21 protein-coding genes are annotated in these 23,268 nt (G+C 71.0%); 10 read left to right on the top strand and 11 right to left on the bottom strand.

The window, feature by feature from the left end; translation table 11 throughout:
* The first annotated feature begins 54 nt into the window (after positions 1–54).
* The 3 genes from IEQ44_RS00625 (at position 55) to IEQ44_RS00615 (ending at position 3,567) form a co-directional block, all read left to right on the top strand.
* On the top strand, positions 55–1,575 hold the full coding sequence (locus tag IEQ44_RS00625; RefSeq protein ID WP_227486704.1) for an RNA polymerase sigma factor: 1,521 nt from the start codon (positions 55–57) through the stop codon (positions 1,573–1,575).
* A gap of 110 nt (positions 1,576–1,685) precedes the next feature.
* Positions 1,686–2,906: an SGNH/GDSL hydrolase family protein gene (locus IEQ44_RS17770; RefSeq protein ID WP_193636494.1), complete on the top strand. Its 1,221-nt coding sequence runs from the start codon at positions 1,686–1,688 to the stop codon at positions 2,904–2,906.
* A 76-nt stretch (positions 2,907–2,982) separates the two neighbouring features.
* Positions 2,983–3,567: a hypothetical protein gene (locus IEQ44_RS00615; protein WP_193636493.1), complete on the top strand. Its 585-nt coding sequence runs from the start codon at positions 2,983–2,985 to the stop codon at positions 3,565–3,567.
* An 8-nt stretch (positions 3,568–3,575) separates the two neighbouring features.
* Here the strand turns inward: IEQ44_RS00615 and IEQ44_RS00610 are convergent, their stop codons facing one another.
* Positions 3,576–4,052, bottom strand: a complete 477-nt coding sequence (locus IEQ44_RS00610) for a DUF456 domain-containing protein (protein ID WP_193636492.1) — start codon at positions 4,050–4,052, stop codon at positions 3,576–3,578.
* Between the two features lie 92 nt (positions 4,053–4,144).
* The gene (locus IEQ44_RS00605; RefSeq protein WP_438861834.1) at positions 4,145–4,318 is read right to left on the bottom strand and encodes a DUF7455 domain-containing protein; all 174 of its coding nucleotides are present in this window, start codon (positions 4,316–4,318) and stop codon (positions 4,145–4,147) included.
* Positions 4,319–4,539: 221 nt separating this feature from the next.
* Here IEQ44_RS00605 and IEQ44_RS00600 point away from each other — a divergent pair, with 221 nt between their 5' ends.
* A complete protein-coding gene (locus IEQ44_RS00600) occupies positions 4,540–6,657 on the top strand; it encodes a DNA gyrase/topoisomerase IV subunit B (protein WP_438861829.1) in 2,118 nt (705 codons plus the stop codon).
* 53 nt (positions 6,658–6,710) lie between these two features.
* Positions 6,711–7,109: a hypothetical protein gene (locus tag IEQ44_RS00595; RefSeq protein ID WP_193636489.1), complete on the top strand. Its 399-nt coding sequence runs from the start codon at positions 6,711–6,713 to the stop codon at positions 7,107–7,109.
* Between the two features lie 56 nt (positions 7,110–7,165).
* On the opposite strand, the gene IEQ44_RS00590 is transcribed toward IEQ44_RS00595, so the two are convergent.
* A complete protein-coding gene (locus IEQ44_RS00590) occupies positions 7,166–7,660 on the bottom strand; it encodes a beta-class carbonic anhydrase (protein ID WP_193636488.1) in 495 nt (164 codons plus the stop codon).
* A 10-nt stretch (positions 7,661–7,670) separates the two neighbouring features.
* Positions 7,671–10,175 (bottom strand): DNA gyrase/topoisomerase IV subunit A, encoded by a 2,505-nt coding sequence (locus tag IEQ44_RS00585; protein ID WP_193636487.1) that lies wholly within the window; start codon positions 10,173–10,175, stop codon positions 7,671–7,673.
* A gap of 76 nt (positions 10,176–10,251) precedes the next feature.
* Here IEQ44_RS00585 and IEQ44_RS00580 point away from each other — a divergent pair, with 76 nt between their 5' ends.
* From IEQ44_RS00580 to IEQ44_RS00570, 3 genes are read left to right on the top strand one after another with little or no spacing between them, the layout of a single operon-like run.
* On the top strand, positions 10,252–12,975 hold the full coding sequence (locus IEQ44_RS00580) for a bifunctional acetate--CoA ligase family protein/GNAT family N-acetyltransferase (RefSeq protein WP_319804389.1): 2,724 nt from the start codon (positions 10,252–10,254) through the stop codon (positions 12,973–12,975).
* 32 nt (positions 12,976–13,007) lie between these two features.
* Positions 13,008–13,607: a DUF5998 family protein gene (locus IEQ44_RS00575; protein ID WP_193636486.1), complete on the top strand. Its 600-nt coding sequence runs from the start codon at positions 13,008–13,010 to the stop codon at positions 13,605–13,607.
* Positions 13,608–13,641: 34 nt separating this feature from the next.
* Positions 13,642–14,757, top strand: a complete 1,116-nt coding sequence (locus IEQ44_RS00570; protein WP_193636485.1) for an alkaline phosphatase family protein — start codon at positions 13,642–13,644, stop codon at positions 14,755–14,757.
* 60 nt (positions 14,758–14,817) lie between these two features.
* Here the strand turns inward: IEQ44_RS00570 and IEQ44_RS00565 are convergent, their stop codons facing one another.
* Positions 14,818–15,471, bottom strand: a complete 654-nt coding sequence (locus tag IEQ44_RS00565; RefSeq protein WP_193636484.1) for a thymidine kinase — start codon at positions 15,469–15,471, stop codon at positions 14,818–14,820.
* Positions 15,472–15,540: 69 nt separating this feature from the next.
* Here IEQ44_RS00565 and IEQ44_RS00560 point away from each other — a divergent pair, with 69 nt between their 5' ends.
* Complete coding sequence (locus IEQ44_RS00560) at positions 15,541–16,551, top strand: aldo/keto reductase family protein (protein ID WP_193636483.1); 1,011 nt, start codon at positions 15,541–15,543, stop codon at positions 16,549–16,551.
* A gap of 22 nt (positions 16,552–16,573) precedes the next feature.
* On the opposite strand, the gene IEQ44_RS00555 is transcribed toward IEQ44_RS00560, so the two are convergent.
* The 3 genes from IEQ44_RS00555 to IEQ44_RS00545 all read right to left on the bottom strand — a co-directional run bounded on the left by IEQ44_RS00555 (position 16,574) and on the right by IEQ44_RS00545 (position 19,852).
* A complete protein-coding gene (locus IEQ44_RS00555; RefSeq protein WP_193636482.1) occupies positions 16,574–17,446 on the bottom strand; it encodes an MOSC domain-containing protein in 873 nt (290 codons plus the stop codon).
* Complete coding sequence (sepH, locus tag IEQ44_RS00550; protein ID WP_193636481.1) at positions 17,443–18,384, bottom strand: septation protein SepH; 942 nt, start codon at positions 18,382–18,384, stop codon at positions 17,443–17,445. Before sepH ends, IEQ44_RS00555 begins: the two co-directional genes overlap by 4 nt.
* Positions 18,385–18,547: 163 nt before the next feature.
* The gene (locus tag IEQ44_RS00545; RefSeq protein WP_193636480.1) at positions 18,548–19,852 is read right to left on the bottom strand and encodes a D-arabinono-1,4-lactone oxidase; all 1,305 of its coding nucleotides are present in this window, start codon (positions 19,850–19,852) and stop codon (positions 18,548–18,550) included.
* 70 nt (positions 19,853–19,922) lie between these two features.
* On the opposite strand from IEQ44_RS00545, the gene IEQ44_RS00540 reads away from it, so the two are divergent.
* Positions 19,923–21,236, top strand: coding sequence for a hypothetical protein (locus IEQ44_RS00540; protein WP_193636479.1), 1,314 nt, complete (start codon positions 19,923–19,925; stop codon positions 21,234–21,236).
* Here the strand turns inward: IEQ44_RS00540 and IEQ44_RS00535 are convergent.
* The 3 genes from IEQ44_RS00535 to IEQ44_RS00525 are packed head-to-tail and all read right to left on the bottom strand — an operon-like array spanning position 21,155 to position 23,186.
* The gene (locus IEQ44_RS00535; protein WP_193636478.1) at positions 21,155–21,874 is read right to left on the bottom strand and encodes a hypothetical protein; all 720 of its coding nucleotides are present in this window, start codon (positions 21,872–21,874) and stop codon (positions 21,155–21,157) included. The genes IEQ44_RS00540 and IEQ44_RS00535 overlap by 82 nt on opposite strands.
* Positions 21,871–22,485 (bottom strand): hypothetical protein, encoded by a 615-nt coding sequence (locus IEQ44_RS00530; RefSeq protein ID WP_193636477.1) that lies wholly within the window; start codon positions 22,483–22,485, stop codon positions 21,871–21,873. Before IEQ44_RS00530 ends, IEQ44_RS00535 begins: the two co-directional genes overlap by 4 nt.
* Positions 22,482–23,186 carry a hypothetical protein gene (locus tag IEQ44_RS00525; protein ID WP_193636476.1) on the bottom strand — a complete coding sequence of 235 codons (705 nt, stop codon included), beginning with the start codon at positions 23,184–23,186 and terminating at the stop codon, positions 22,482–22,484. Before IEQ44_RS00525 ends, IEQ44_RS00530 begins: the two co-directional genes overlap by 4 nt.
* Between the last annotated feature and the right edge of the window lie 82 nt (positions 23,187–23,268).

Here is a 23,268-nt window from a genome sequence, read left to right as displayed (position 1 = left end):
TGCCGCGCCCCTTTTCGGCTTCGAGAGGTGTCAGTGTCTTCGAGCGCACGCAAGATGCTCCCCGCAGAGGTGCTCGCGCACCCCGCGATCGTCGCTCTGGTGGAGGCGGGTTCGGCCAACGGCACCGTCTCGCCGGACCAGGTCCGTCACGCCAGTGACGCGGCGGCGGTGGAGCCCCGTCACCTCAAGGCGCTGCTGACCCACCTCAGTGGGGTGGGCGTCACCGTCGACGTCACGGTCGCCTCCCCGCGCGCGGCCGCGGCGACGGAGGGTGGTCGCCGGGCGACCACCGCCAAGACGGCCAAGAAGGCCAGCGCAGCGACGACCACGCCCGCGAAGAAGGCCGGCGCGGCGAAGAAGGCCGCCCCCGCGAAGAAGGCCAGCGCCACCAAGAAGGCCAGCGCCACCAAGAAGGCCAGCGCGGCGAAGAAGGCTGCTCCCGCGCCGACCGGCGCGGACGGTGCCGAGCTGGTGGAGGTGGAGGTTCCGGCGACGGCCGTCGTCGGGCCCGACGGCAAGAAGATCCTCCCCGACCTTCCCGACGAGCAGTTCGAGAAGGACGTCGCGGCCGACCCCTCCATCAAGGAGGACGAGAAGGAGGCGTCGTTCGTCGTCTCCGCGGCCGACGACACCGACGAGCCCGAGCAGCAGGTCATGGTGGCGGGTGCGACCGCCGACCCGGTCAAGGACTACCTGAAGCAGATCGGCAAGGTCCCCCTCCTCAACGCGGAGATGGAGGTCGAGCTCGCCAAGCGCATCGAGGCGGGTCTCTTCTCCGAGGAGAAGCTCGCCAAGGGCGGCAAGATCAGCGCGAAGACGCTCGAGGAGCTCGAGTGGATCGTCGAGGACGGCCGCCGTGCCAAGAACCACCTGCTCGAGGCCAACCTGCGACTCGTCGTGTCGCTGGCCAAGCGCTACACCGGCCGCGGCATGCTCTTCCTGGACCTGATCCAGGAGGGCAACCTCGGTCTGATTCGCGCCGTGGAGAAGTTCGACTACACCAAGGGCTACAAGTTCTCGACCTACGCGACCTGGTGGATCCGTCAGGCCATCACCCGCGCCATGGCCGACCAGGCCCGCACCATCCGCATCCCGGTGCACATGGTCGAGGTCATCAACAAGCTGGCCCGCGTGCAGCGCCAGATGCTCCAGGACCTGGGTCGCGAGCCCACCCCGGAGGAGCTCGCCAAGGAGCTCGACATGACCCCTGAGAAGGTCATCGAGGTCCAGAAGTACGGCCGTGAGCCCATCTCGCTGCACACGCCGCTGGGCGAGGACGGCGACTCCGAGTTCGGTGACCTGATCGAGGACTCCGAGGCGATCGTCCCGGCTGACGCGGTCTCGTTCACCCTGCTGCAGGAGCAGCTTCACGCCGTGCTCGACACCCTCTCCGAGCGGGAGGCGGGCGTTGTGTCCATGCGCTTCGGGCTCACCGACGGCCAGCCCAAGACCCTCGACGAGATCGGCAAGGTCTACGGGGTGACGCGCGAGCGCATCCGTCAGATCGAGTCCAAGACGATGTCGAAGCTGCGTCACCCGTCGCGCTCCCAGGTGCTGCGCGACTACCTCGACTGAGCGCCTGACTGAACGCCTGTGCACGAGGCCCCGACCCACGTGGTCGGGGCCTCGTGCGTTGGCCGTCCGCCTGCTGGATGGCCATTGGGGACAGCGGGTAGGTTCGTCCGGTGCCCCGCCGAGTGAGATATGCCCTCTACGCCGTCGTCGTGCTCGCCCTCACCGCCTACCTCGGGGTGCAGGCGTGGGACCGCTGGGGTCCCTCCACCCAGGCCGACGCCCCGGTGAACGACGGGCTCGAGGAGTTCCTCGCTCCGTGGTACGAGGCGGTCCAGGGGCAGGCGGACCGCCCCGCGACGGTCGTGGTCGTGGGCGACTCGATCTCCGAGGGCATCCTCCTGCCCTCCCCGGTCTTCGAGAACCGGATGGTCGCGCGCCTGCAGGAGAAGCTGCGCGAGGCCCAGGGCATCGACGGGGGCACCGGGTTCATGCCTCCCTACTACGGCGACGCGACCACTCCGGACGACACCGTGCGTACCGGCACCCAGGCGCAGGAACAGATGTTCCAGACGTGGGGCCTCGGTGGACGGGCGCTGCTGATGCCTGCGGGAGCCGAGGTGACCTATCCGCAGCAGGAGGCGACGCGAGTGCGCGTCTGGTACGGCAGGACCGCGGTCCTGGGAGGTCAGGCGAAGGTCTTCGTGGATGGCAAGGACGTCACCGCCCAGGGCACGTTGAGCACCGGTGAACCCAGCGGCGAGACGCTCAGCTCTGCGGGCACCAGCAGCGAGGCCGGCCTGTGGTGGAGCTCTCCGGAGCTCTCGGGGGCCGAGCACGTCGTCCAGGTGCGCAGCGTGGCCGCCGGCTTCTCCTTCGTGCACACCGGTGTCGACTTCTTCGACGGGGACGCCGAGTCGGGCATCCATGTGGTCGACGCCTCGCACTCCGGTGTGGCAGCCGCGCACTACGCCTCGCCGAACGCCGTCCAGGGTCACTGGACCGAGGTGGCGGCGCACGACCCTGACCTGATCCTCGTCAACATCGGCTCCAACCCCGAGCCCGACCACGCCACGAGCCTGCGTACCCTGGTCGAGAACGCCCTGGCAGCCGCTCCGCGGGCGCGCATCCTGATCGTGGACGGCTACGAACCGGGCACGTGGACGCCGGAACGCTGGCAGGAGATCCGGGACGCGCGTCGGGCGGTGGCCGAGGCCCGACCCGACCGGGTCGCCGTCTTCGACCTCGCCCGGCACTGGCCGGCCCTGGCGAAGGACGGCACCACCAACGACGGCCTGATGATCGAGAACGCGATGCCTCTGCACCCCAACGTAAAGGGCAACGAACGGATGGCCGAGATCTACGCAGAACTCCTCACCCCGCCCGAGGACTGACACTGGTCAGCGGTGGCGGGGCGGGCGTACGCTCGCAGACCGGGGACCGCTCGGGGCCCCGAGAGGGGGTGGAGCCATGAACTGGACACGACTTCGCAGCAGTGAGGGGCGCAGCGACTTCTCACGCCGCCGCTCGTGGGCTGCTGGCCTCGCCGCCGGCGTGTTGGTGCTGGGTGTGGCGCCGCCCGCCTCGGCAGAGAGCCTGGTCGTCGTCGACGGCGACGACAGCGTCGCCGGAGTCGACCTGATGCGCGCCCGCGTGACGTACGCCCCGCGGCAGGTGCGCGTGCGCACGGTGCACGACAACCTGGTGAGGCAGGCGATCCGTGCCCAGCAGTGGATCACCGTGCACGTCGACACCGATCCCGACGACGCGGGACCGGAGTACCGCCTCCAGGGGGCGCTCAACCGCGGCACCGACTACCAGTTGTTGAAGGTCAAGGGCTGGCGCGGTGGAGGGAGGACCCTCACGTGCGCCCACCGGATGCGGATCGACTGGAAGCGCGACGTGGTGCGGGTGGCCTTCGGTCGCGGCTGTCTGGGGGAGCCCGAGTCGGTGCGCGTCGCCCTGGTGGTGGGGGAGATGAGCCACGAGGGCGAGACCTACAAGGACTGGCTCCTGGGCCCGCGTCGGTGGACCGAGGAGTTGCAGCGAGGCTGAGCTCGCGCTCAGACCAGGATGACGCCCACCACCCAGGTCGCCGTGGCGAGCAGGGCAGCGGCCAGCTCGATCAGGATGCTGAGCCCCACGGCGAGGACGGCAGCGCGGGTGGCGGGCCACGCCTGCTCCGACCCGAGCCGCCGGAGCTCGGCGAGGTAGACGCCCAGCACGAAGCCGAGGACGAGGCCGACGACCGGCACCACGAAGAATCCGACCAGACCCAACGCCCCGCCGGCCCACAACGTGCTGTTCGGCACGCCGGCGACCTGGAGTCGACGGCCGGGCACCAGGAACTTCACCACGGTGCCGGCGACGAGCAGGAGCGCCGCCACGCCGAAGACCGCCCAGGCGGTGGCGCCCGAGGTGAGGGCCGCCCAGACCCCGATCGCCGCCAGCACCAGCAGGCTCCCCGGGAGGACGGGCACCACGATGCCCACCAGCCCGACCAGGATCACCAGGCCCACCACCACGTCGGTCGTCGTCACGCGCTCACCCTGCCACACCCCAGGGGGCGGGCCGGACGCACCTCGGCCCCGGACCTGACGGTCCGGGGCCGAGGTGGAAGTAGGGGAGGGGGTCAGCCTTCGGCGAGTCGGTGGGTCTCGTCGACCACGGACACCGCGATCTCACGAATCTTCTCGCCGTGCTCGCGGGCGTGGTGGGCGCAGAAGAGCAATTCGCCACCGCTCTGGAGCTCAACCCGCAGGTAGGCCTGGGCTCCACACCGGTCGCAGCGGTCCTCCGCCGTCATGGCGGGGGTGGGGGCAACTGCAGTAGTCACATCGGCCTCATTTCTGTGCTTCGGTGTCTGGCCCAACGTACCGGCCGCGACAAAGATTCCCGGCCGGTCCGACGTTGAACCATCCAACCACGTCCGCAGTCCGCCGGAGTGCTCTTCCCACCCAACAGTCGCGCGCCCTTTGCCGGGTTTGCCGGGTCGAGGGGCGGCTCCGCGCACGGTGCGCGGCAGGCGTGCCTCCCCGGAACAGGGGAGACCCCCGGGTAGATTCACCTTCCGTGGCAGCCCCCAGCGACAACACCTACAACGCGGCGCACCTGCTGGTCCTCGAGGGACTCGAGGCGGTGCGCAAGCGTCCAGGCATGTACATCGGCTCGACCGACACCCGTGGGTTGATGCACTGCCTCTGGGAGATCATCGACAACGGGGTCGACGAGGCCCTCGCCGGTCACGCCCACAACGTCGAGGTCACGATCCACACCGACGGGTCCGTGGAGGTCTACGACGACGGTCGCGGGATCCCCACCGACAAGGAACCCAAGACCGGTCTCCCCGGTGTCGAGGTGGTGGCCACCAAGCTGCACGCCGGCGGCAAGTTCGGCGGCGGGTCCTACAACGCCACGGGTGGCCTGCACGGCGTCGGCCTGTCGGTCGTCAACGCCCTGAGCGCGCGGGTGGACATCGACGTCGACCGCTCACCGAGCCAGCAGGGCCTCTCGTTCCGCCGCGGCGTGCCGGGTGTCTTCGACGGCGACGGGCCCGACGCCCCCTTCACCCCGCAGTCGGGCATCACCCGCAAGGGAAAGCGCGTCGCCAAGGGTCGCAGCGGCACCAGGATCCGGTTCTGGCCCGATCGCCAGATCTTCACCAAGGACGCGAAGATCGAGCTCGAGGGCCTCATCGGCCGAGCGCGGCAGACCTCCTACATCGTCCCCGGGCTCGGTCTGACGATCACCGACCTCCGGGGCGAGGAGCCGGTCACCGAGACCTTCCGCCACGAAGGCGGCATCTCGGAGTTCGTCGACTTCCTCTCCCACGGGGAGGCGGTGACCGAGGTGCTGCGGCTGCAGGGCTCGGGCCACTTCACCGAGACCGTCCCGTTGCTCGACGACGCCGGTCACATGACGCCGCAGGAGGTCGAGCGCGAGCTCGGGGTCGACGTCGCCCTCAAGTGGGACATGGGCTACGAGACGAACGTGCGCTCCTACGTCAACGTGATCGCCACGCCCAAGGGTGGCACCCACGTCAGTGGTTTCGAGCAGGCGGTGACCAAGACCTTCAACGAGGTCATGCGGGCCAGCAAGGCCCTCAAGGTCAACGACGCCGACGTCGTCAAGGACGACGTGCTGGAGGGCCTCACCGCGGTCGTGACCGTGCGGCTGGCCGAGCCGCAGTTCGAGGGTCAGACGAAGGAGATCCTCGGCACCCCCGCGGCGCGCAACATCGTGCGCAAGGTCGTCTCCGCCGAGCTGAAGAAGTTCTTGACCTCCACGAAGCGGACCGAGAAGGCGCAGGCCAAGCTCGTCATGGAGAAGGTGGCCGGCGCAGCCCGCACGCGTCTGACGTTGCGCCAGCAGAAGGAGACCCAGCGCCGCAAGAACGCCCTCGAGTCCTCCGCGCTCCCGGCGAAGCTGGCCGACTGCCGGGCCACCGACAACGAACGCACCGAGCTCTTCATCGTGGAGGGTGACTCCGCGCTCGGCACCGCCAAGCTGGCGCGCAACTCGGAGTACCAGGCGCTGCTGCCCATCCGCGGCAAGATCCTCAACGTGCAGAAGGCCTCGGTCGCCGACATGCTGAAGAACGCCGAGTGCGCGGCAATCATCCAGGTGGTCGGCGCCGGATCGGGCCGTACGTTCGACCTGGACGCCGCGCGTTACGGACGCATCATCTTCATGGCCGACGCTGACTCCGACGGCGCCCACATCCGGTGCCTGCTGGCGACGCTCTTCTTCAAGTACATGCCCGGCCTGCTCGAGGCCGGCAAGGTCTACACCGCGGTGCCGCCGTTGCACCGCATCGAGCTGACCAACCCCAAGAAGGGGATGGACAAGTACGTCTACACCTACAGCGACGACGAGCTGCACCGAAAGCTCGCGGAGCTGAAGAAGAAGAACGTGCGCTGGAAGGAACCGCCGCAGCGCTACAAGGGTCTGGGCGAGATGGACGCCGACCAGCTGCAGGAGACCACCATGGACCCGCGGTATCGGACGCTGCGCCGGCTCACGGTGGACGATGCCGCCGAGGCCGCGGAGGTCTTCGAGCTCCTCATGGGCTCCGAGGTCGCTCCCCGCAAGGAGTTCATCGTGCAGGGCGCCTACGAGGTGGACCTGGAGACCCTCGACGCCTGACCCGGCACAACGGGTGGCGTGCCCTGCACGTCGCTGACAGGATCAGTTCTGTGATGCCTGACACGCCAGCGCTCCGAGGTCGCCGTCGTGCGCCTGCGGCGCTGATCGTCACGGCGCTGGTGGTGCTGGCGACGATCGTCCTGCTGGTGTGGTGGGTCCTGGGGCGCTCGCAGGCGACCCCGTGGGGCAAGGTCGAGGCTGAGGGCAGGCACGTGGTCGTGCACTACGTGGGTGGCGAGTGCGACCGGTCGGCCTCCCTGCACGTGGAGGAGGGTCCGCGCGAGGTGGTGCTGACCGTCGAGGTCGTCGGGTGGGCGCTCTCCTGCAGCGACGTGGGGGTGCCCCGCACGCTGCGGGCCACCCTCGACGAGCCGTTGGGCGACCGGGAGGTCGTCGACGGTGCGTGTCGACGCAGCGAGAACGCCACCCACCTCGCCTGCGCCAACAGATGAGGTGGGTGGCGTTCCGCTGAGGCCGGCGCCCACCGTTCACCGGTGGGCACCGTGCGTCACTCGACGGGGTTGAGCAGCCCGGTGTCCACGTCGTAGATGAAGCCGCCGACCTTCACGTGCTCGGGGATCAGCGGGTGGGCGGTGACCTTGCGGATGTCCTCGCGCAGGGTGGCGACCTGGTCGTCCACCACGCCGAACGGCTGCCAGCTGGCGTCGACACCGGCCGACTCGGTGATCATGTCGCGCAGCGCCAGCTCGCTGTGCTTGGTCATCGCGCACTTGGTGTGCGGGACCACCAGGATCCGGTTGACGTTGAGCAGGTGGGTGCCGAGCACCAGGGCCTCCAGGGCCTGGGGGGTGATGCGTCCGCCGGGGTTGCGGAAGATCTTCGCGTCACCGTGCTTCAGGCCGAGCATCGCCAAGGGGTCGATGCGGGAGTCCATGCAGGTCACCAGCGCCACGCCGGCGTGTGCCTTGCCGTCGAAGCCGCCGAGGTCGAAGTCGGCGGCGAAGGTCCTGTTTGCCTCGAGGAGGTCGTCGAATTCACCCATGGTCAGGAGATTAGACCGGCGGTGGGGAAGCCTCCGCCGCGGCCTCCCGGATCGCGGGATGCAGGGCCAGTGGCGGGGCGCACGCGGCCAGTGGCTGCGGCGACGGGACGCCGGAGCCATCCCGCTTGCCGGTGGCGTCGGGCAGGGGGACCGGCGCGCCGCTCGCGGCCGCGGCGCGCGCCGGCGCCGAGCCGGCCCACGCAAAGACGAGGGCGTCCTCGCCCTTCAGGAAGCGGTGGCAGCGCACCCCACCGGTCGCCCGGCTCTTGCCCGGGTACTCGGAGAACGCCGTGACCTTCACCGACCCGTTGTCGGTGCCCGGCAGGGCGGTCGACGAGCCCGAGGAGGTGACCACCACGGTGTCGAGGACCGGGTCCACGGCGCCGAACCAGACGACACTGGCCCCGGCGGAGAGGCGGACGCCTGCCACGCCGCCGCCCGTGCGGCCCTGGGGGCGTACGGCGTCGGCCCCGAAGTGCAGCAGCTGCGCGTCGGAGGTGATGAAGCACAACGTCTCCTCGCCGGTGGTGAGCTCGAGGGCACCCACCACGACGTCGTCGCCCTTGAGCGAGATCACCTCCCACTCGTCGCGGGTGAGCACCTCGGGGGTGACACGCTTGACCACGCCGTCGCGGGTGCCCAGCGCGAGCCCGGGGCCGTCCGGCTGGAGTCGGGTCAGCGCCAGCGGTCGCTCCCCGGCCGCCAGCTCGACCATCTCGCTGAGTGGGAGCCCGCCCTGCAACGTCGGGTCGTTGGCCGACGCGGGCAGCTCCGGCAGGTCGAGCACCTGCAGCCGCAGGATGCGCCCGCGCGAGGTCAGCAGACCGATCTCGCCGCGCACCGACGTGCGTACGCTCGAGACCACCACGTCGTGCGAGGTGCGGTCGCCGCCGCTGCCCGGCGCCGTCACCTCGGCGGAGCGGGCCAGCAGCCCCGTCGAGGAGAGCAGGGCCACGCACGGGTCGTCGGGCACCTCCAGCGAGGCGTTCGCCGTCGCGGCGGTGACGGTGGTGCCTGCCGAGGCGAGCAGGACCGTGCGGCGCGGGGTGCCGTGCGTCTTCGCCACCTCGCCCAGCTCGTCGGCCACGACCTTCCGGAGCAGTGCGTCGTCGGCGAGGATCGCCTCGAGCTCCTCGATGGTCCGCTCCAGGTCGGACTTCTCCTTCTCGAGCTCGATCCGGGAGAACTTCGTCAGCCGGCGCAGCGGCATGTCCAGGATGTAGTCGGCCTGGGTCTCGGTCAGGTCGAAGACCGACATCAACCGTTCCTTGGCCGCCGCGGAGTTGTCGCTGCTGCGGATGAGCTGGATGACCTCGTCGATGTCGAGGATCGCGACGAGGAGCCCGTCGACCAGGTGCAGACGCGCCGCGGCCTTGTCGCGACGGAACGTCGAGCGTCGGCGCACCACGTCGAAGCGATGCGCGAGGAAGACCTCGAGCATCTCCTTCAGGCCCAGGGTGCGGGGCTGTCCGTCGACCAGGGCCACCGCGTTGATGCCGAAGGACTCCTCCAGCGGCGTCTGGCGGTAGAGCTGCTCGAGCAGCATCTCCGGGACGATGCCGTTCTTCACCTCGATCACCAGGCGCAGGCCGTTGACCCGGTCGGTGAGGTCCTTCACGTCGGAGATGCCCTGGATTTTCTTGGCCTGCACGAGCGTCTTGATCCGCTCGATGACCTTCTCCGTGCCCACGTTGTAGGGCAGCTCGGTGACGACAATGCCCTTCTTGCGTGCCGTCACGTTCTCGATGCGGGCCGTGGCGCGCATCTTGAACGAACCCCGGCCGGTCTCGTAGGCGTCGCGGATGCCGTCGAGGCCGACGATCTTGCCGCCCGTGGGAAGGTCCGGGCCCGGGATGAACCGCATTAGGTCGTCCACCCCCGCCCGCGGGTGGGTGATCAGGTGCTTGAGGGCCTGCACGACCTCCACGAGGTTGTGGGGCGCGATGTTGGTGGCCATGCCGACCGCGATGCCCGAGGCGCCGTTGACCAGCAGGTTCGGGATCGCGGAGGGCAGCACGACGGGCTCGTACTCGCGCGAGTCGTAGTTCGGCTTGAAGTCGACGGTGTCCTCGTCGAGCGAGGCCGTCATGGCCACGGCAGCAGGGGTCATCCGGCACTCGGTGTAACGCATGGCCGCGGGCGGGTCGTCGGGAGAGCCGAAGTTGCCGTGCCCGTCAACCATGGGCAGCCGCATCGAGAAGGGCTGGGCCATCCGCACCAGGGCGTCGTAGATCGCGGAGTCGCCGTGCGGGTGGAGCTTGCCCATCACCTCACCGACGACGCGCGCGCTCTTCACGTGACCGCGGTCGGGTCGCAGGGACATGTCGTCCATCGTGTAGAGGATGCGTCGCTGCACGGGCTTGAGCCCGTCGCGGGCGTCGGGCAGGGCCCGGGAGTAGATGACGGAGTAGGCGTACTCCAGGAAGCTGGACTTGATCTCGTCACCGACGTTGATGTCGAGGATGTGCTCCTCGAAGTCGTCGGGGATCGGATCCTTGGTGCCGCGGCGTGCCATGGCCCCATTGTCGCCAATCGGGGACGCGAAGCGGGCACAGGGCGCGCCGGGGGGAGGGGAGCGATAGATTCGGACCGTGACCGACCAGGTGACCGGACCACCCAGCCCCGACCCGACCTCCTCGGAGGCTCCCAGCCACTGGGAGGCGGACGTGCTGCTGCGCGACGGCAAGGTCGCCCACATCAGGCCGATCCGACCCGACGACGCCGATCTGCTGGTCGAGTTCTACAGCCGGGTCTCCGACGAGTCGAAGTACTACCGCTTCTTCGCCCCCATGCCGCGGCTGAGCGACAAGGACGTGAAACGGTTCACCCACGTCGACCACGTCGCCCGCGTCGCCTTCGTGCTGCTCTCGGGCCCCGAGATGATTGCGGTCGGTCGCTACGACAGCGTCTCGCCGGGCGAGGCCGAGGTGGCCTTCCTGGTCGAGGACCGCCACCAGGGCCGTGGCATCGGGCAGCTGTTGCTCGAGCACCTCGCCCAGGCCGGCCGCGAGCGCGGGATCGAGCGGTTCACCGCCGAGGTCCTGCCCGACAACCACCCGATGATCCGCACCTTCAAGGACGCCGGCTACAGCGTCGCCAGCCAGTACGACGACGGCGTGGTGAGCCTCGAGTTCCCCATCGACGCGACCGTCACCGCCCTCGACGTGATGGAGCAGCGCGAGCACCGTGCCGAGTCCGCCTCCATCGACCGGTTCTTCAACCCCCGCTCGGTCGCGGTGATCGGCGCCAGCCGTCGCCAGGACACCATCGGCCAGACGCTCGTGCGCAACCTGGTGCTCGGCGACTTCTCCGGCACCGTCCACGCCGTCAACCCGAGCGCCGACGCGGTCTCCGGACTGCCGGCGTACGCCTCGGTCGCCGACATCCCCGGCGACGTCGACGTCGCGATCGTCGCCGTGCCGGCCGAGGCCGTCCAGGACGTCGTGCTCGACTGCGCCGCCAAGGGGGTGCACGGCCTCGTCGTCATCTCGTCGGGGTTCGCCGAGACCGGTGAGGAGGGGCGCCGCCGTCAGCGTCAGCTGGTGGGCCTCTCGCGCTCCTACGGACTGCGTCTGATCGGCCCCAACTGCCTCGGGGTGATCAACACGCACCCCGAGGTCTCCCTCAACGCCTCGCTCTCCCAGGTCATGCCCCCGAGGGGTCGGGCCGGGTTCTTCTGCCAGTCCGGGGCCCTGGGCTCGGCGATCCTCGAGAAGGTCAACAACCGGGGGCTCGGCCTGACCACGTTCGTCAGCGCGGGCAACCGGGCCGACGTCTCGGGCAACGACCTCCTGCAGTACTGGGAGGAGGACGACTCCACCGAGGTCGTGCTGCTGTACCTCGAGTCGATCGGAAACCCCCGCAAGTTCTCCCGCATCGCGCGACGGGTCTCGCGCCGCAAGCCGATCGTGGCCGTGCGTTCGGGACGCACGACGCAGGGTGTGCCGATGGGCCATGCGGTCCGCAAGATCGCCGCGCCGTCCCAGGCGGTCGACGCGATGTTTCGCCAGGCCGGGGTGATCCAGGTCGACACCCTCGACGAGATGTTCGACGTCGCCCAGCTGCTGGCCCACCAGCCCCTGCCGAGGGGACGTCGGGTGGCCGTGGTCGGCAACTCCGACGCGTTGGCCCTGCTGGCGGTCGACGCCGCGGCCGGCTCGGGACTCGTGGTCAACAAGACCACCGCCCTGGGTGCGGAGGCCGGCGCGGACGACTTCGAGGACGCCCTCGACGACGCGATCGACGACCCCGAGGTCGACGCGGTCGTGGCGATCTACATCCCGCCGCTCAACGTCTCGGGAGAAGACGTCGCCAACGTGTTGGCCGCGATCGGTGAGCAGTCCGACAAGCCCCTGGTCTCGACGTTCCTGGGGGCCGAGGGTGTGCCGGAGCTGCTGCGGGTGCCCGACGTGGCCGGTTCCACCGCGGGCCGCGGCTCGGTGCCGTCCTACCCGGCCGTCGAGGCAGCGGTGCGCGCCCTCGCCCGGGTGGTGGAGTACTCGGTGTGGCTTCGCACCCCCCAGGTGGCCTCCGCCGACGAGGCCCTGGTCGACCGGGCGGCCGCCAAGAAGCTGGTCCACCAGCTGTTGACCGCCCACCCGGAGGGTCACGACCTCAGCGACGACGAGCAGCACGAGCTGCTGTCCTACTACGGCATCGACCTGTGGCGCTCCGTCGGCGTGGCAAGCGTCGACGAGGCCGTCGCGGCCGGTGAGGAGCTCGGGTGGGGCGTCGTGCTGAAGGCCACCGCGCGACACCTGCGCCACCGTCCCGACCTGGCCCACGTGTGGCGCAACATCGACACGGTCGACGAGATGCGCACGGCGTGGGAGTCGCTGCAGGAGGTCATCACCGACCCCGGCCTGGCCGGATTCGTGGTCCAGAAGAACGCGCCCCCCGGGGTGCCGGTCACGGTCTCCACCACTGAGGACCCGCTCTTCGGTCCGGTGATGTCGTTCGGCATCGGCGGCCCCCTGACCGAGCTCCTGCAGGACCGGTCCTTCCGGATCCCGCCGCTGCAGGAGCACGACGCCGAGGACATGATCCGGGAGATCAAGGCGTCGCCGCTGCTCTTCGGCTTCCGCGGCAGCGAGATCGTCGACGTGTCGGAGGTCGAGCGGATCGTGCGCCGGGTCTCGCAGCTGCAGTACGACGTGCCGCAGGTGCGTCAGCTCTCCCTGCCGCTGGTGCTCGCGGGCGAGAAGGGGTGCGCCGTCCTGGGGGCCACGACCCGGATCGAACCCGTCGTCGACCCCCGTTCCGACTGGTTCGTGCGCCGACTCAGCGTGATGCCGGGGGACACGCTGCCCGGCTGAGACTCCTCGCCCGGACGTGACAGACTGCCCCCATGCGTTCCCGCACGTCCGACCACCCACGCTCCGAGGCCGATCGTTCCCGCGAGCTGCGGGAGGCGATCGACCGCACCGGCTACTACCCCGACGTCGTGGCCGACGGCGTGTTCGCGGCGGTCAGCGGTGAACCGGTCGTCGCCTTCTACGTGCACCACGAGCCGACCTTCGAGCGTGACGAGGTGCGTCGGCACCAGACAGTGGTCGTGCTCACACCCTCGCGGCTCCTGCTGGCCCACACCGACGAGCACTCCGGCGACGACATGCTGCCTGAGCCCTACACGTCGACGTCCACCGAGGCGATCACCCTCAGCTCGGTGCGCTCGGTCGTCGTGACCCGCATGGTCACCAACCCGACCTCCGGGCCGGCTCCGGCGGCCGAGGCCGTGCTCACGATCGGCTGGGCCGGGGTGTCCCGCATCGACCTCGAGCCTGCCGGCTGCAACGACCCGCAGTGCGATGCCGACCACGGCTACACGGGCGTCCTGGCCAGCGACGACTTCTCCCTACGGGTCTCCGCCGCCGCCGACGGGGCGGACGCGGTGGCCGGACTGCTGGCCTTCGCCGAGGCTCTCTCCGCGCGCACCCGCGGGGCATGATCCGTCTCCCTGCGACTCGACTCCGGGGCCAGCCATGAGCTTCGTCGAACCTGCCTACGGCAGTCGGTCGCTGGGTGACGTGGTGCCGGCCGTCGCTCGGGCCCTGGGACACCCACTGGCGAACCTGGACACCGGGCTCGTGCTGCCGGAGGCGGCGGCCTACGTGGTCTTCCTGGTCGACGGCATGGGGTCGGAGCTGCTGCGTCGCCACGCCCACGCGGCGCCCTTCCTCGCTTCCCTGCTCGAGCAGCAGGAGCCGGCGACGGCGGGCGTCCCGAGCACGACCGTCACGAGCCTGACCTCGCTGGGCACGGGGCTGTCGCCCGGCACCCACGGCATGGTGGGCTTCACGGCTCGGATCCCCGGCACCGACCGCTTGCTCAACGGGCTGCAGTGGGACGCGGACGTCGACCCGGTCGTCTGGCAGCCGCACCCCACGGCGTTCTCGCGACTGGCGCGCGCCGGCGTCACGACGACGGTGGTCAACAAGCGGGACTTCGAGCGAAGCCCGCTCACCCTGGCCGCCCACCGTGGGGCCGAGTTCGTCGGCGCCGACCTCGTCGGGGAACGGATCGCGGCAGTCGTCGCGGCCTCCGCCGCCCGTCCCTCCCTGACCTACGTCTACGACTCCGACCTCGACTGGACGGGCCACCGCTTCGGCGTCGCCTCCGTGCAGTGGCTACAGCAGCTCGCCATGGTGGACGCGGAGGCGGAGCAGATGCGCGAGGCCCTGCCGTCCGACACCCGGTTGCTCGTGGTGGCCGACCACGGGATGGTGGACAGCGCCGTCGAGTCCCGGGTGGACGTCGACGAGGTCCACGAGCTGCGCGACGGTGTCGACCTGCTCGGCGGGGAGGCGCGATTCCGCCATCTCTACTGCCGACGCGGAGCGGTCGACGACGTCGCCGCGACCTGGCGAGAGCTGCTGGGGGACCGGGCCGAGGTGCTCACCCGGCCCGAGGCAGTCCGGCGCGGGTGGTTCGGAGCGGCCCAGGCGACGGTGCTGCCGCGGATGGGTGACGTGGTGGTCGCCTGCCGCGGTGACCTGGCGATCGTCTCCAGCGTTGACTTCCCCTACGAGGCGCGCCTCGTGGGACTGCACGGGTCCCTGACGCCCGCCGAGATGCTCATCCCGCTGCTGGTGACCTGACCGCGCCGGGCCGGCTCCAGGACCGGCGAGGCTGGCCGCCCCGGTCAGCCGAGGTCCCAGTCAGCCGAAGGGCAGCGGGTCAGGCGCGAGGCTCACGGCCTTGGCCCTCGCCGCGGTGAGCCGGCGGCGATGGTGCTGGCGGCAGAGCACCTCGTAGGCCACCTCGGCCGCCGGTTCGTCGGGCTGCTCGACGTCGCCCACCACGACCACCTCGCCGTCGGTGACCATCGCACCGTTCTCGGTGCGTGCGTTGTGGGTGGCCCGCTTGCCGCACCAGCAGAGGGCCTCGACCTGCAGGACGTGCATGCGGTCGGCGAGCTCGACGAGCCGGGCGCTGCCGGGGAAGAGGATGCTGCGGAAGTCGGTGAGGATGCCGAAGGCGAAGACGTCGACCTGCAGCTCGTCCACGATCTTGGCGAGCTGCTCGATCTGGGCGGGGGAGTAGAACTGGGCCTCGTCGCAGATCAGGTAGTCGATGCGGGCCCCCTGGGTGAGCGCCTGCACGACGTAGGCCCAGAAGTTGAAGTCGGCCGGGACCTCCAGGGCCTCGTGGGTCAGGCCCAGGCGACTCGACAGCACCGCCTCGCCGTGGCGGTCGTGAGCGGTGAAGATGCGGCCCACGCGCCCGCGGGCCGCGTGGTTGTGGTTCGTCTGGAGCGCCAAGGTGCTCTTGCCCGAGTCCATGGTGCCCGTGAAGAATTGCAGTTCCGCCACGCGCAGATCCTCCCACGTCCTCGCGTCGGGGGTGACACCTCCTCACCACCGGTCGCCTAGGTTGGCTCCATGGAACACCGGTACCTGGGACACAGTGGCCTGCGCATCTCGGAGGTCACCTACGGCAACTGGCTCACCCACGGGAGCCAGGTCGAGAACGACGTGGCGACGCAGTGCGTGCGCGCCGCCCTCGACGCGGGCATCACGTCCTTCGACACCGCCGACGTCTACGCCAACACCGTGGCGGAGTCGGTGCTGGGCGAGGCGCTGAAGGGCGAGCGTCGCGAGTCGCTCGAGATCTTCACGAAGGTCTACTGGGCGACCGGACCCAAGGGGCCCAACGACTCCGGGCTCTCCCGCAAGCACGTCATGGAGTCGATCAACGCGTCGCTCCAGCGCCTCGGCACCGACTACGTCGACCTCTACCAGGCCCACCGCTACGACACGCGTACGCCCCTTGAGGAGACCATGCAGGCCTTCGCCGACGTGGTGCGCCAGGGCAAGGCGCTCTACATCGGCGTCAGCGAGTGGACCGCCGAGCAGATCACCGCCGGCGCGGCGATGGCGAAGGAGCTGGGGTTCCAGCTCATCTCCAGCCAGCCCCAGTACTCCATGCTCTGGCGCGTCATCGAGGACGAGGTCGTGCCCGCGTCCCGCGAGGCCGGGGTCTCCCAGATCGTCTGGTCGCCGATCGCGCAGGGCGTGCTCACGGGCAAGTACCTCCCGGGCCAGCCTCTTCCTGCCGGCTCCCGCGCCACCGACGAGAAGGGCGGCGCCAGCACGATCAGCCGCTTCCTCGCCGACGAGACGCTCGAGGCCGTCCAGCAGCTCCGGCCTGTCGCGGAGTCGGTCAACCTCACCATGTCGCAGCTGGCGGTGGCCTGGGTGCTGCAGAACGACAACGTCGCATCGGCCATCGTCGGAGCCTCACGGCCCGAGCAGGTGCACGAGAACGTCGGGGCCGTGGGAGTACGCCTTCCCGACGAGGTCATGACCGCCATCGACGAGGCGCTCGACGGCGTCGTGGAGCGCGATCCCGGCCTCACCGCACGCAACGCTCCTCAGGACCGGCCGACCTGAGTCGCCTGCTCCGGAGGCTGCGTCAGTCCAGCACGCGCACGGGGTCGCCGAGGGCGATCGGGCCGCTGCCCTCGGGCACCGCGTTGACGGCGAAGACCACCCCGTGGGCGCGGTCGCGGCGGTGACGCGCCAGCGTGCGGATGGGCTCCTTGCCCGTGCGCAACGTCTGGTGGTCGATCGTGGTGAGCACGCAGCGCGGTGAAGGCTTGACCAGACGCAAGGTCACCTCGCCGACCTGGATCCGGTGCCAGTCGTCCTCGGCGAAGGCGCCCGCGCCGCTGACCACGACGTTGGGTCGGAAGCGCTCCATGCCCAGAGGGGCGGGCGGGTCCTCACCGCGCTCGAGGGCACCCTCGGTGATCCAGTCGTTGAGTTGTGTCAGGGACTCCTCGCTCACCACCGTGACGGGGTAGGCGTCGGCGTAGGCCGTGTGGTCGCCCGTCCGGGTGTAGGCCGGGTCGAGGTGTCGTCGGTCGGGGCGGGCGCACCACACCAGGTGCAGGTCCTGCTGACCGAGCGCGCGGCGCAGCCACGTCTGGGTCTCCTCGTCAGCAGGGACACCGGTCAGCGCGTGGCCGAAGAGCTCGACCTCCGACTCCGGCCCGTCGGGCTCGTCGACCAGGTGCTCGCCCAGCCCCGGGGCCCGCAACCGCAGGGAGCGATCCAGCGAGGGGTCCGTCGCCGGGGTGTCGGCCTCGAGGGAGACCAGGGAGTGCAGGGTACGAGCCGTCACCATGCGGCCTGCGGAGTCGGTGACCATCCACGAGCGGTCGTCCACGAGGCCCCGTGGCTGCACTGCGGCCCGGGGGACGGTGCGGCCGGCCATGCTCTTGACCGGGTGGACGCGCAGCTCCGTGACGCGCAGTTCCGTCACGTGCAGGGGTGACTCACTCACTCCCCGGAGCCGCCACCGAACATGATCTCGTCCCAGCTGGGCACCGACGCGCGGCGCTTGCGCGACGTCTTGCGAGGCGCCTCCTCGGGCTCCGTGGCGGGAGCCGGCTCCCGACCTGTGTCCGTTGACTCCCGACCCGTCGACGCCGCCGGCTCCGTGACGGGGGCCGAGGGCTCGGAGGGCGGGGCGGTGCGAGGCTCACGCAGGAAGTCGGGGGTGGTGTCCTCCGATGACGGGGTGACGAGCTCGATCGCGTCGTCGCCCAACGGCGCCGGGGTGCGCACGGCGCTGAGTCGCCGCTGTCCCGAGGTCTCGACCGACGGGGCCTCCACGGGGGCCGAAGCGGCCGGGCGGGCGTCGCCGACGAGCCAGCGGGCGTCGTCGTCGTCGAGAGTCACGTAGTTGCCGGGCATGTCGAAGGTGAAGGTCGCCACGCCCGTGCGTCCCGGGGTGTCGAAGAGTCCGGTCAGGGTCCAGCGCCCGTCCTCGCGTCGACTCGCGTCCCACTCGACGCCCTCGGGGTCGACGTCGCGGCTGCGCAGGTGCTGGCTGACGGCTTCCTCGAGCGTGCGGCCACCGCCCAGGGACCCCGTGCCCTCGCCTGCGCGGCGCCGGACGGAGGAGCGCTGGGCACGCTGGGCCACGTGGGCGCGCTCGGCCAGCACCGGAGCGGCGTACGGCATGATCTTGTCGACGCTGGTGTGGGCGGCCTCGGCCACGGCCTCCGGGGTCTCACCGGAGCGGATCCGGGCCTGGATGTCGCGCGGGCGAAGTGCACTGTCCATACGGGTCTCCAAGTGGCCGGGGCGGGGTTGCTCGCCTCGCAGGGCGGAGCGCAGCGCGGTGTCGACGTCGAGGGTGAACTCCGCGCCGTCGTCAGCGACCAGCAACAACCGCGTACGGTCCTCGCTCAGTCCGACGAGCGTGAGGTGCGCCATCGTCCGTCGTGCTCCTGCTCCTGGTGCGGCCCGGGATCGTTCCGGGACGTTGTCTGCGTGGCACGAGCCTACGCCAGCCGCGGTCGTGGCGCAGGGTGCGCCGTGCGGAGGTCCGTCCTCGGGTCCGCACCGGCCGCCGTGGGACGGGTGTGGCCCGTGGGACTCAGTCGCCCAGGACACGGCGGAGGTAGGGGTTGGCGAGGACGCGGTCGGGGTCCAGGCGATCGCGCAGCGCGAGGAAGTCGTCGAAGCGGGGGTAGAGCTCGCGCAGGTCGTCGGCTGCCAGCGTGTGCAGCTTGCCCCAGTGGGGTCGCCCGCCGTGGGCGCGCATCACTGCCTCGACGCCGGCGAAGAACGCACGGTGGTCGGCGTCGCGGTGCACGTGGAACGCGAGGTAGAGCGAGTCCCGCTCGTGGGCGGTGGAGAGCGCCACGTCGTCGGCCGGCGCCGTGCGGACCTCCACCGGGAAGCCGATGCGCCAGTCGCTCGCGTCGATGAGCCGGCGCACCTCGCGCAGTGCAGCGAGCCCGACCTCGCGGGGGAGGGCGTACTCCATCTCCCGGAAGACCACCCGGCGCGGGGAGACGAAGACCCTGTGTGCGACGTCGGTGTAGCTGCGGGGGGAGAGCGCCTGGGTGGCGAAGCCGTTGATCTTCGGGACGAGCTCGGGGCGTCGCGACCCGAGCCAGCTGACGGCGCCGAAGACGGTGTTGGAGATGAAGTCGTCGTCCCACCACGACCGCAGTGCCGAGGGGGGATCGGCCAGCTCGGGCGGGTCCGTCACCCGGGTGTTGGCCTTGAGCAGCGCACCGTCGGTGTGGGGGAACCAGTGCACGTCGACGTGGTGGTGCTCGCGGGTCAGGTCGTCGAAGGTGTCGAGCAGCTCCGACCACGATGCCGGACGTTCCTCGGCCCGCAGGCAGAAGAGCGGCTCGACCCGGAAGGTCACGTCCGTCAACACGCCCAAGGCGCCCAGACCCACCCTGCCGAGGTCGAAGAGGTCGGGGTTCTGGGTGCGGTCCGCGTGCACCACCTCACCCGTCCCGGTCACCATCGTGAATCCGTCGAGCTGGGCGGCGAGTCCGGCAGCGGTGCCGCCCGAGCCGTGCGTGCCGGTCGAGACCGCGCCTGCCAGCGTCTGCTCCGCGATGTCGCCCATGTTGTGCAGCGAGAGGCCCGCCGAGGCCAGCAGGGCGTTGAGGTGCTTGAGGCGGGTGCCGGAGCGCGCCGTCACCGTCATGGCCTCACGGTCCACCCGGAGCAGGCCGGCCAGGGAGTCGGGGCGCAGCATGGTGTGCTCGGGGGCAGCGATGGGGGTGAAGCTGTGCCCGGAGCCGACCATCTTGACGGTGCTGCCCTCGGTGCGCGCGCGCTCGACGGCCGCGACGACGCCGGCGGTGTCGCGCGGCTCCTCGGTGCGGCGCGCCACGGCCGTCTCGAGGCCTGACCAGTTGCTCCACGTCGTCATGGTCCCGAAGAGTAGTGCGGATCTGGTCAGCGCGGTCGGCCCCGTCACTTCTGTCCTAAACTCGCCGGCCATGGGCGCAGCCATGGGGGAGGTACGTCAGGTCCTGACCGACGCAGTCAGGGTCGTGGCTCACGGGCTCCGGCTCGTCGTTGCGCACGCGCCGGTGCTGGCGGTGCTGTACCTCCTCGGTGCGGCCGGACGCCACGGCGTCCTCTGGCTGGCGGTCGAGGCGTCGGCCGTGCACCCCACCCTGGGCGGCATGCTCCTCCCGTTCGCCCCGATGTCCAGCGTGGTCGCCTTCGTCCTCATGCTGGTGGTGGTGGCGCGCAGCGCCGACCTGAGCGCCACACCGCAGGCAGCCGCGGGGACCACGGGCGGTGCCCGCTGGCTGCCCGTGCTCGCCAGCGTGATGGTGCCCTTCCTCACCGTCTACGCGGCCCAGGGCTACCTCGACGAGGACCTCTTCGTCTTCACCAACGCGGCGGTGCACGACGAGCTGCGTGGCGACATGGGGGTCTTCTACGGGGAGGTCGCCGACCTGGACCGCGCGGCGGTCGCCACCGGGTGGGTGTTGGTGGCGCTCGTGCTCGTCTCGCTCGTCCTGCGCTTCCTGTTCGACCGGTTCCGGCTGCCCAGCCGGCACCGTCCCCTCGCCTTCGTCGCGGCCTACGTCGAGGTGCTCTGGATCCTCATCCTGGGTGCCGCCTTCGCGGGGGCGCTCGACCGCCTCTGGGACTGGGTCCAGGACCGTGTCTTCGTGCGCTGGGTGCAGGACCGATGGGCCGACCTGATCGACCTGCTCGGTCCGGTCGGCGATCCGGTCGCGCGCCTCGTGCAGGCCGTGGGCACCTTCATCGACAACGCCGACGACGTCGTCCTCGTGCCCATCGCCTGGTTGACGGTCGCGGCGGTCGTGTTCGGGCGCAGCATCGCCCTGCCCGAGCGGCCGCCGCGTCGTCCCGGGCGCCGGACCGCGGCGCTGCGCGCGCGGACCCCCCACGTCGTACGTCGGTGGGCGGGGGAGGTGACCGAGGACTTCGCCTCACGGTTCGAGGGGCTTCGGCGCGGCTTCCGGATCCTGCTCCTGGGCGGGATCGTGCCGATGGCCATGTTCTGCCTCGTCTTCGTGGTCTGCCGCCAGGCCGGCGTGGGGGTCAGGGAGCTGTGGCGACTCGTGCTCGGACCCCAGGAGGCCGACACGATGGTCGCGTTCGTGCCGTGGCTCGCGCTCTCGGCCGACCTCGTGGAGTACGTCCTCCTGGCCGGTCTGCTCGCGGCCGCCGTGCACCAGGTCCAGGTCCGTCAGGAACGGCTGGCGCTCCGGACCGCTGACGAGTCGACCCCGGAGGCGTCGGAGACCCGGTCGACGGGCAGTTCGACGTAGTTGGGCAGCCCGTACCACACGCGTACGGCGTCGATCTCCACGTCCTCGGGCGTTGCCACCACGGTCGTGACGGTGTAGTCGGACGGTCGCCGCGGGGTGCCTGGCGGGCGCTCCGGCGGCGCCGTGCTGAAGGGGCGGTACCGCGGGCCCGGGGCGTCCTCGGGCACGCACCGTGACTGCCCCCAGGACGTGCCGGCGAGCAGGACCGCGTCGTCGGCGCGATAGAGAGCGCCGTCCGTGTCGACGAGGCCGACCGTGCAGCCGACGAGCACCGACTCCGGGTCTGCCTCCACCTCGAGGGTCACGGCCCAGGCGGCGAGCCCTTCAGGGAGGGGGGAGTCCGCGAGCTCCGCGGGGCGGGCGGGCCGGACGCCGGCGAGACGGTAGCGCGCCTCGATCGAGTACTGGAGCACGCCGTCGTCGTAGGTGTCGACGAGGTGGGCCGTGGCATCGGTGACCTCTGCCCGGGCGTGGAAACCCGCGTCCCACCAGAAGGGTTCCACCCGCGAGCTCGACGCCGCGAGTGCGAGCACGGTGACGACGGGGAGGAGTCCCAGGGCCAGGCGGTTGCGTCGCCACCACGTGTCGGGGCCGGCTGTGCTGCTGCCTCGTGCGTCGGATCGGTGGTCGGTCGTCATCGCCCACCCCCTGGCGCGATGCCGGTCGCGGGGGCGGGCAGCGGCTCGTCCTGCTCGCGCCAGCGATCGACGTCGGCGTCGTCGATGCCCAGGTCGACCACGGCCATCGAGTCCCACCGGAGGTCGTCCGGAGCCGTGGCCAGCGCAAGGCTGGCGCCCGCCAGGGTGTCGGGGTCAGCCTCCACCACGGCGAGGCAGCGCACGGGCACCCCGGTCACGGTGCCGCGACAGTCCAGGACGTTGCGCCCGTAGAGGGAACCGAACGGCAGCTCCCGGCCGCGGTTGTCGCGCAGGGCCGCGTACTCCAGGCTCGACGACTCCCCGAGGGGGGTCCAGGTGAGCTCGACCACGGTGAAGACGCCGGGGCTGCGTCGCAGCGAGCTTTGCAGGTCGACCACCGTGGCGCCATTGACTGAGGTGACCTCGAGGTGACCGCTGCGCAGGTCGACGCGCTCGCCCACCTGGCCCTCCACCTCGTAGGGACGGTTGGCGTCAGGGGCCTGCGGCAGCTGGGTGTCGAGCCACTGCCCGAGGGCGAGGGCGAGCACGACCAGGGTGCCCGAGCTCACGCCCTTCGCGGTGGGTCGCCGTAGCGGGCGGAGACGACTCACGAGCCCTCCTCGAGCTGCGGGTCGGGCTCGACCTCGAGCTGGCCGGAGCCGACGGCCGTCATGTCGGCGAAGTCCTCGACCTGGTCGACGCTGTGCGCCCGCCAGGTGTGGCCGCGCAGCTCGAAGGAGACGGAGTCGGGCGGGGCGACCGCGTCGTCCTGGTCCCACACGAAGGCCACCGCATAGGTGAGTCCGGGTGGGGCCTGGGTCAGCTCGGTCGCGTCGTCGAGCACGTAGATCGTCGGCAGCACGTCGACGCTGCGCTCGGCGGGCGTGCCGTCGTCGCCGACGGCGCCGACCAGGTCGGTGAGGGCGACGGCGCTCCGCAGGGTCTGGCGCCCCACCATGTGGTCAGAGGTGTTGGTGAGCGTCGCCATCACAGCCACGTAGCGCCCCGTCGGTGCCTCGATGGTGTCTCCGAGGTCGGTGACCCACCGGGCCCGTTCGACGGTGATCTCGAGGGGAGCGGCGTCGAACACCTCGCCCGGCTCCACCTCGGGCAGCGCGGTGTCGTCGTCCTGGGCTGTGGCCAGACCGCCGAACGCGCCCGAGACCAGGACCACGAGCGTCGCGAGGGTGATCAGCGTCTGCCTCAGGGTGAGGGTGCGCAGCAGGCGCAGGCGTCCGCCTGCGGGCGTGACCGTCACCGCTTCGCCCTGCGCGGCCCCCTGCCTCGCGTCCTCGTCGTGTGCCCCCGTCATGGCAGGGATCGTAGGGCACCGGGAGCCACCGACCGCGCCCCCGCACGCTCCCCGGTCACGGGCGTGGCCCCACTGCCTACGA

Source organism: Nocardioides malaquae (assembly GCF_015070385.1).
Taxonomy (GTDB): Bacteria; Actinomycetota; Actinomycetes; order Propionibacteriales; family Nocardioidaceae; genus Nocardioides; species Nocardioides malaquae.
This window is presented reverse-complemented; position numbering and strand designations above follow the sequence as displayed.

Excerpts from the sequence above, each read along its gene's own strand:
- IEQ44_RS00585 (WP_193636487.1), bottom strand. The coding sequence starts at position 10,175 with ATGGCACGCCGCGGCACCAAGGATCCGATCCCCGACGACTTCGAGGAG.
- IEQ44_RS00540 (WP_193636479.1), top strand. The coding sequence starts at position 19,923 with ATGGGCGCAGCCATGGGGGAGGTACGTCAGGTCCTGACCGACGCAGTC.
- IEQ44_RS00570 (WP_193636485.1), top strand. The coding sequence starts at position 13,642 with ATGAGCTTCGTCGAACCTGCCTACGGCAGTCGGTCGCTGGGTGACGTG.
- IEQ44_RS00595 (WP_193636489.1), top strand. The coding sequence starts at position 6,711 with ATGCCTGACACGCCAGCGCTCCGAGGTCGCCGTCGTGCGCCTGCGGCG.
- IEQ44_RS00590 (WP_193636488.1), bottom strand. The coding sequence starts at position 7,660 with ATGGGTGAATTCGACGACCTCCTCGAGGCAAACAGGACCTTCGCCGCC.
- IEQ44_RS00560 (WP_193636483.1), top strand. The coding sequence starts at position 15,541 with ATGGAACACCGGTACCTGGGACACAGTGGCCTGCGCATCTCGGAGGTC.
- IEQ44_RS00625 (WP_227486704.1), top strand. The coding sequence starts at position 55 with ATGCTCCCCGCAGAGGTGCTCGCGCACCCCGCGATCGTCGCTCTGGTG.
- sepH (WP_193636481.1), bottom strand. The coding sequence starts at position 18,384 with ATGGCGCACCTCACGCTCGTCGGACTGAGCGAGGACCGTACGCGGTTG.
- IEQ44_RS00605 (WP_438861834.1), bottom strand. The coding sequence starts at position 4,318 with ATGACGGCGGAGGACCGCTGCGACCGGTGTGGAGCCCAGGCCTACCTG.
- IEQ44_RS00525 (WP_193636476.1), bottom strand. The coding sequence starts at position 23,186 with ATGACGGGGGCACACGACGAGGACGCGAGGCAGGGGGCCGCGCAGGGC.
- IEQ44_RS00615 (WP_193636493.1), top strand. The coding sequence starts at position 2,983 with ATGAACTGGACACGACTTCGCAGCAGTGAGGGGCGCAGCGACTTCTCA.
- IEQ44_RS00545 (WP_193636480.1), bottom strand. The coding sequence starts at position 19,852 with ATGACGACGTGGAGCAACTGGTCAGGCCTCGAGACGGCCGTGGCGCGC.
- IEQ44_RS00575 (WP_193636486.1), top strand. The coding sequence starts at position 13,008 with ATGCGTTCCCGCACGTCCGACCACCCACGCTCCGAGGCCGATCGTTCC.
- IEQ44_RS00535 (WP_193636478.1), bottom strand. The coding sequence starts at position 21,874 with ATGACGACCGACCACCGATCCGACGCACGAGGCAGCAGCACAGCCGGC.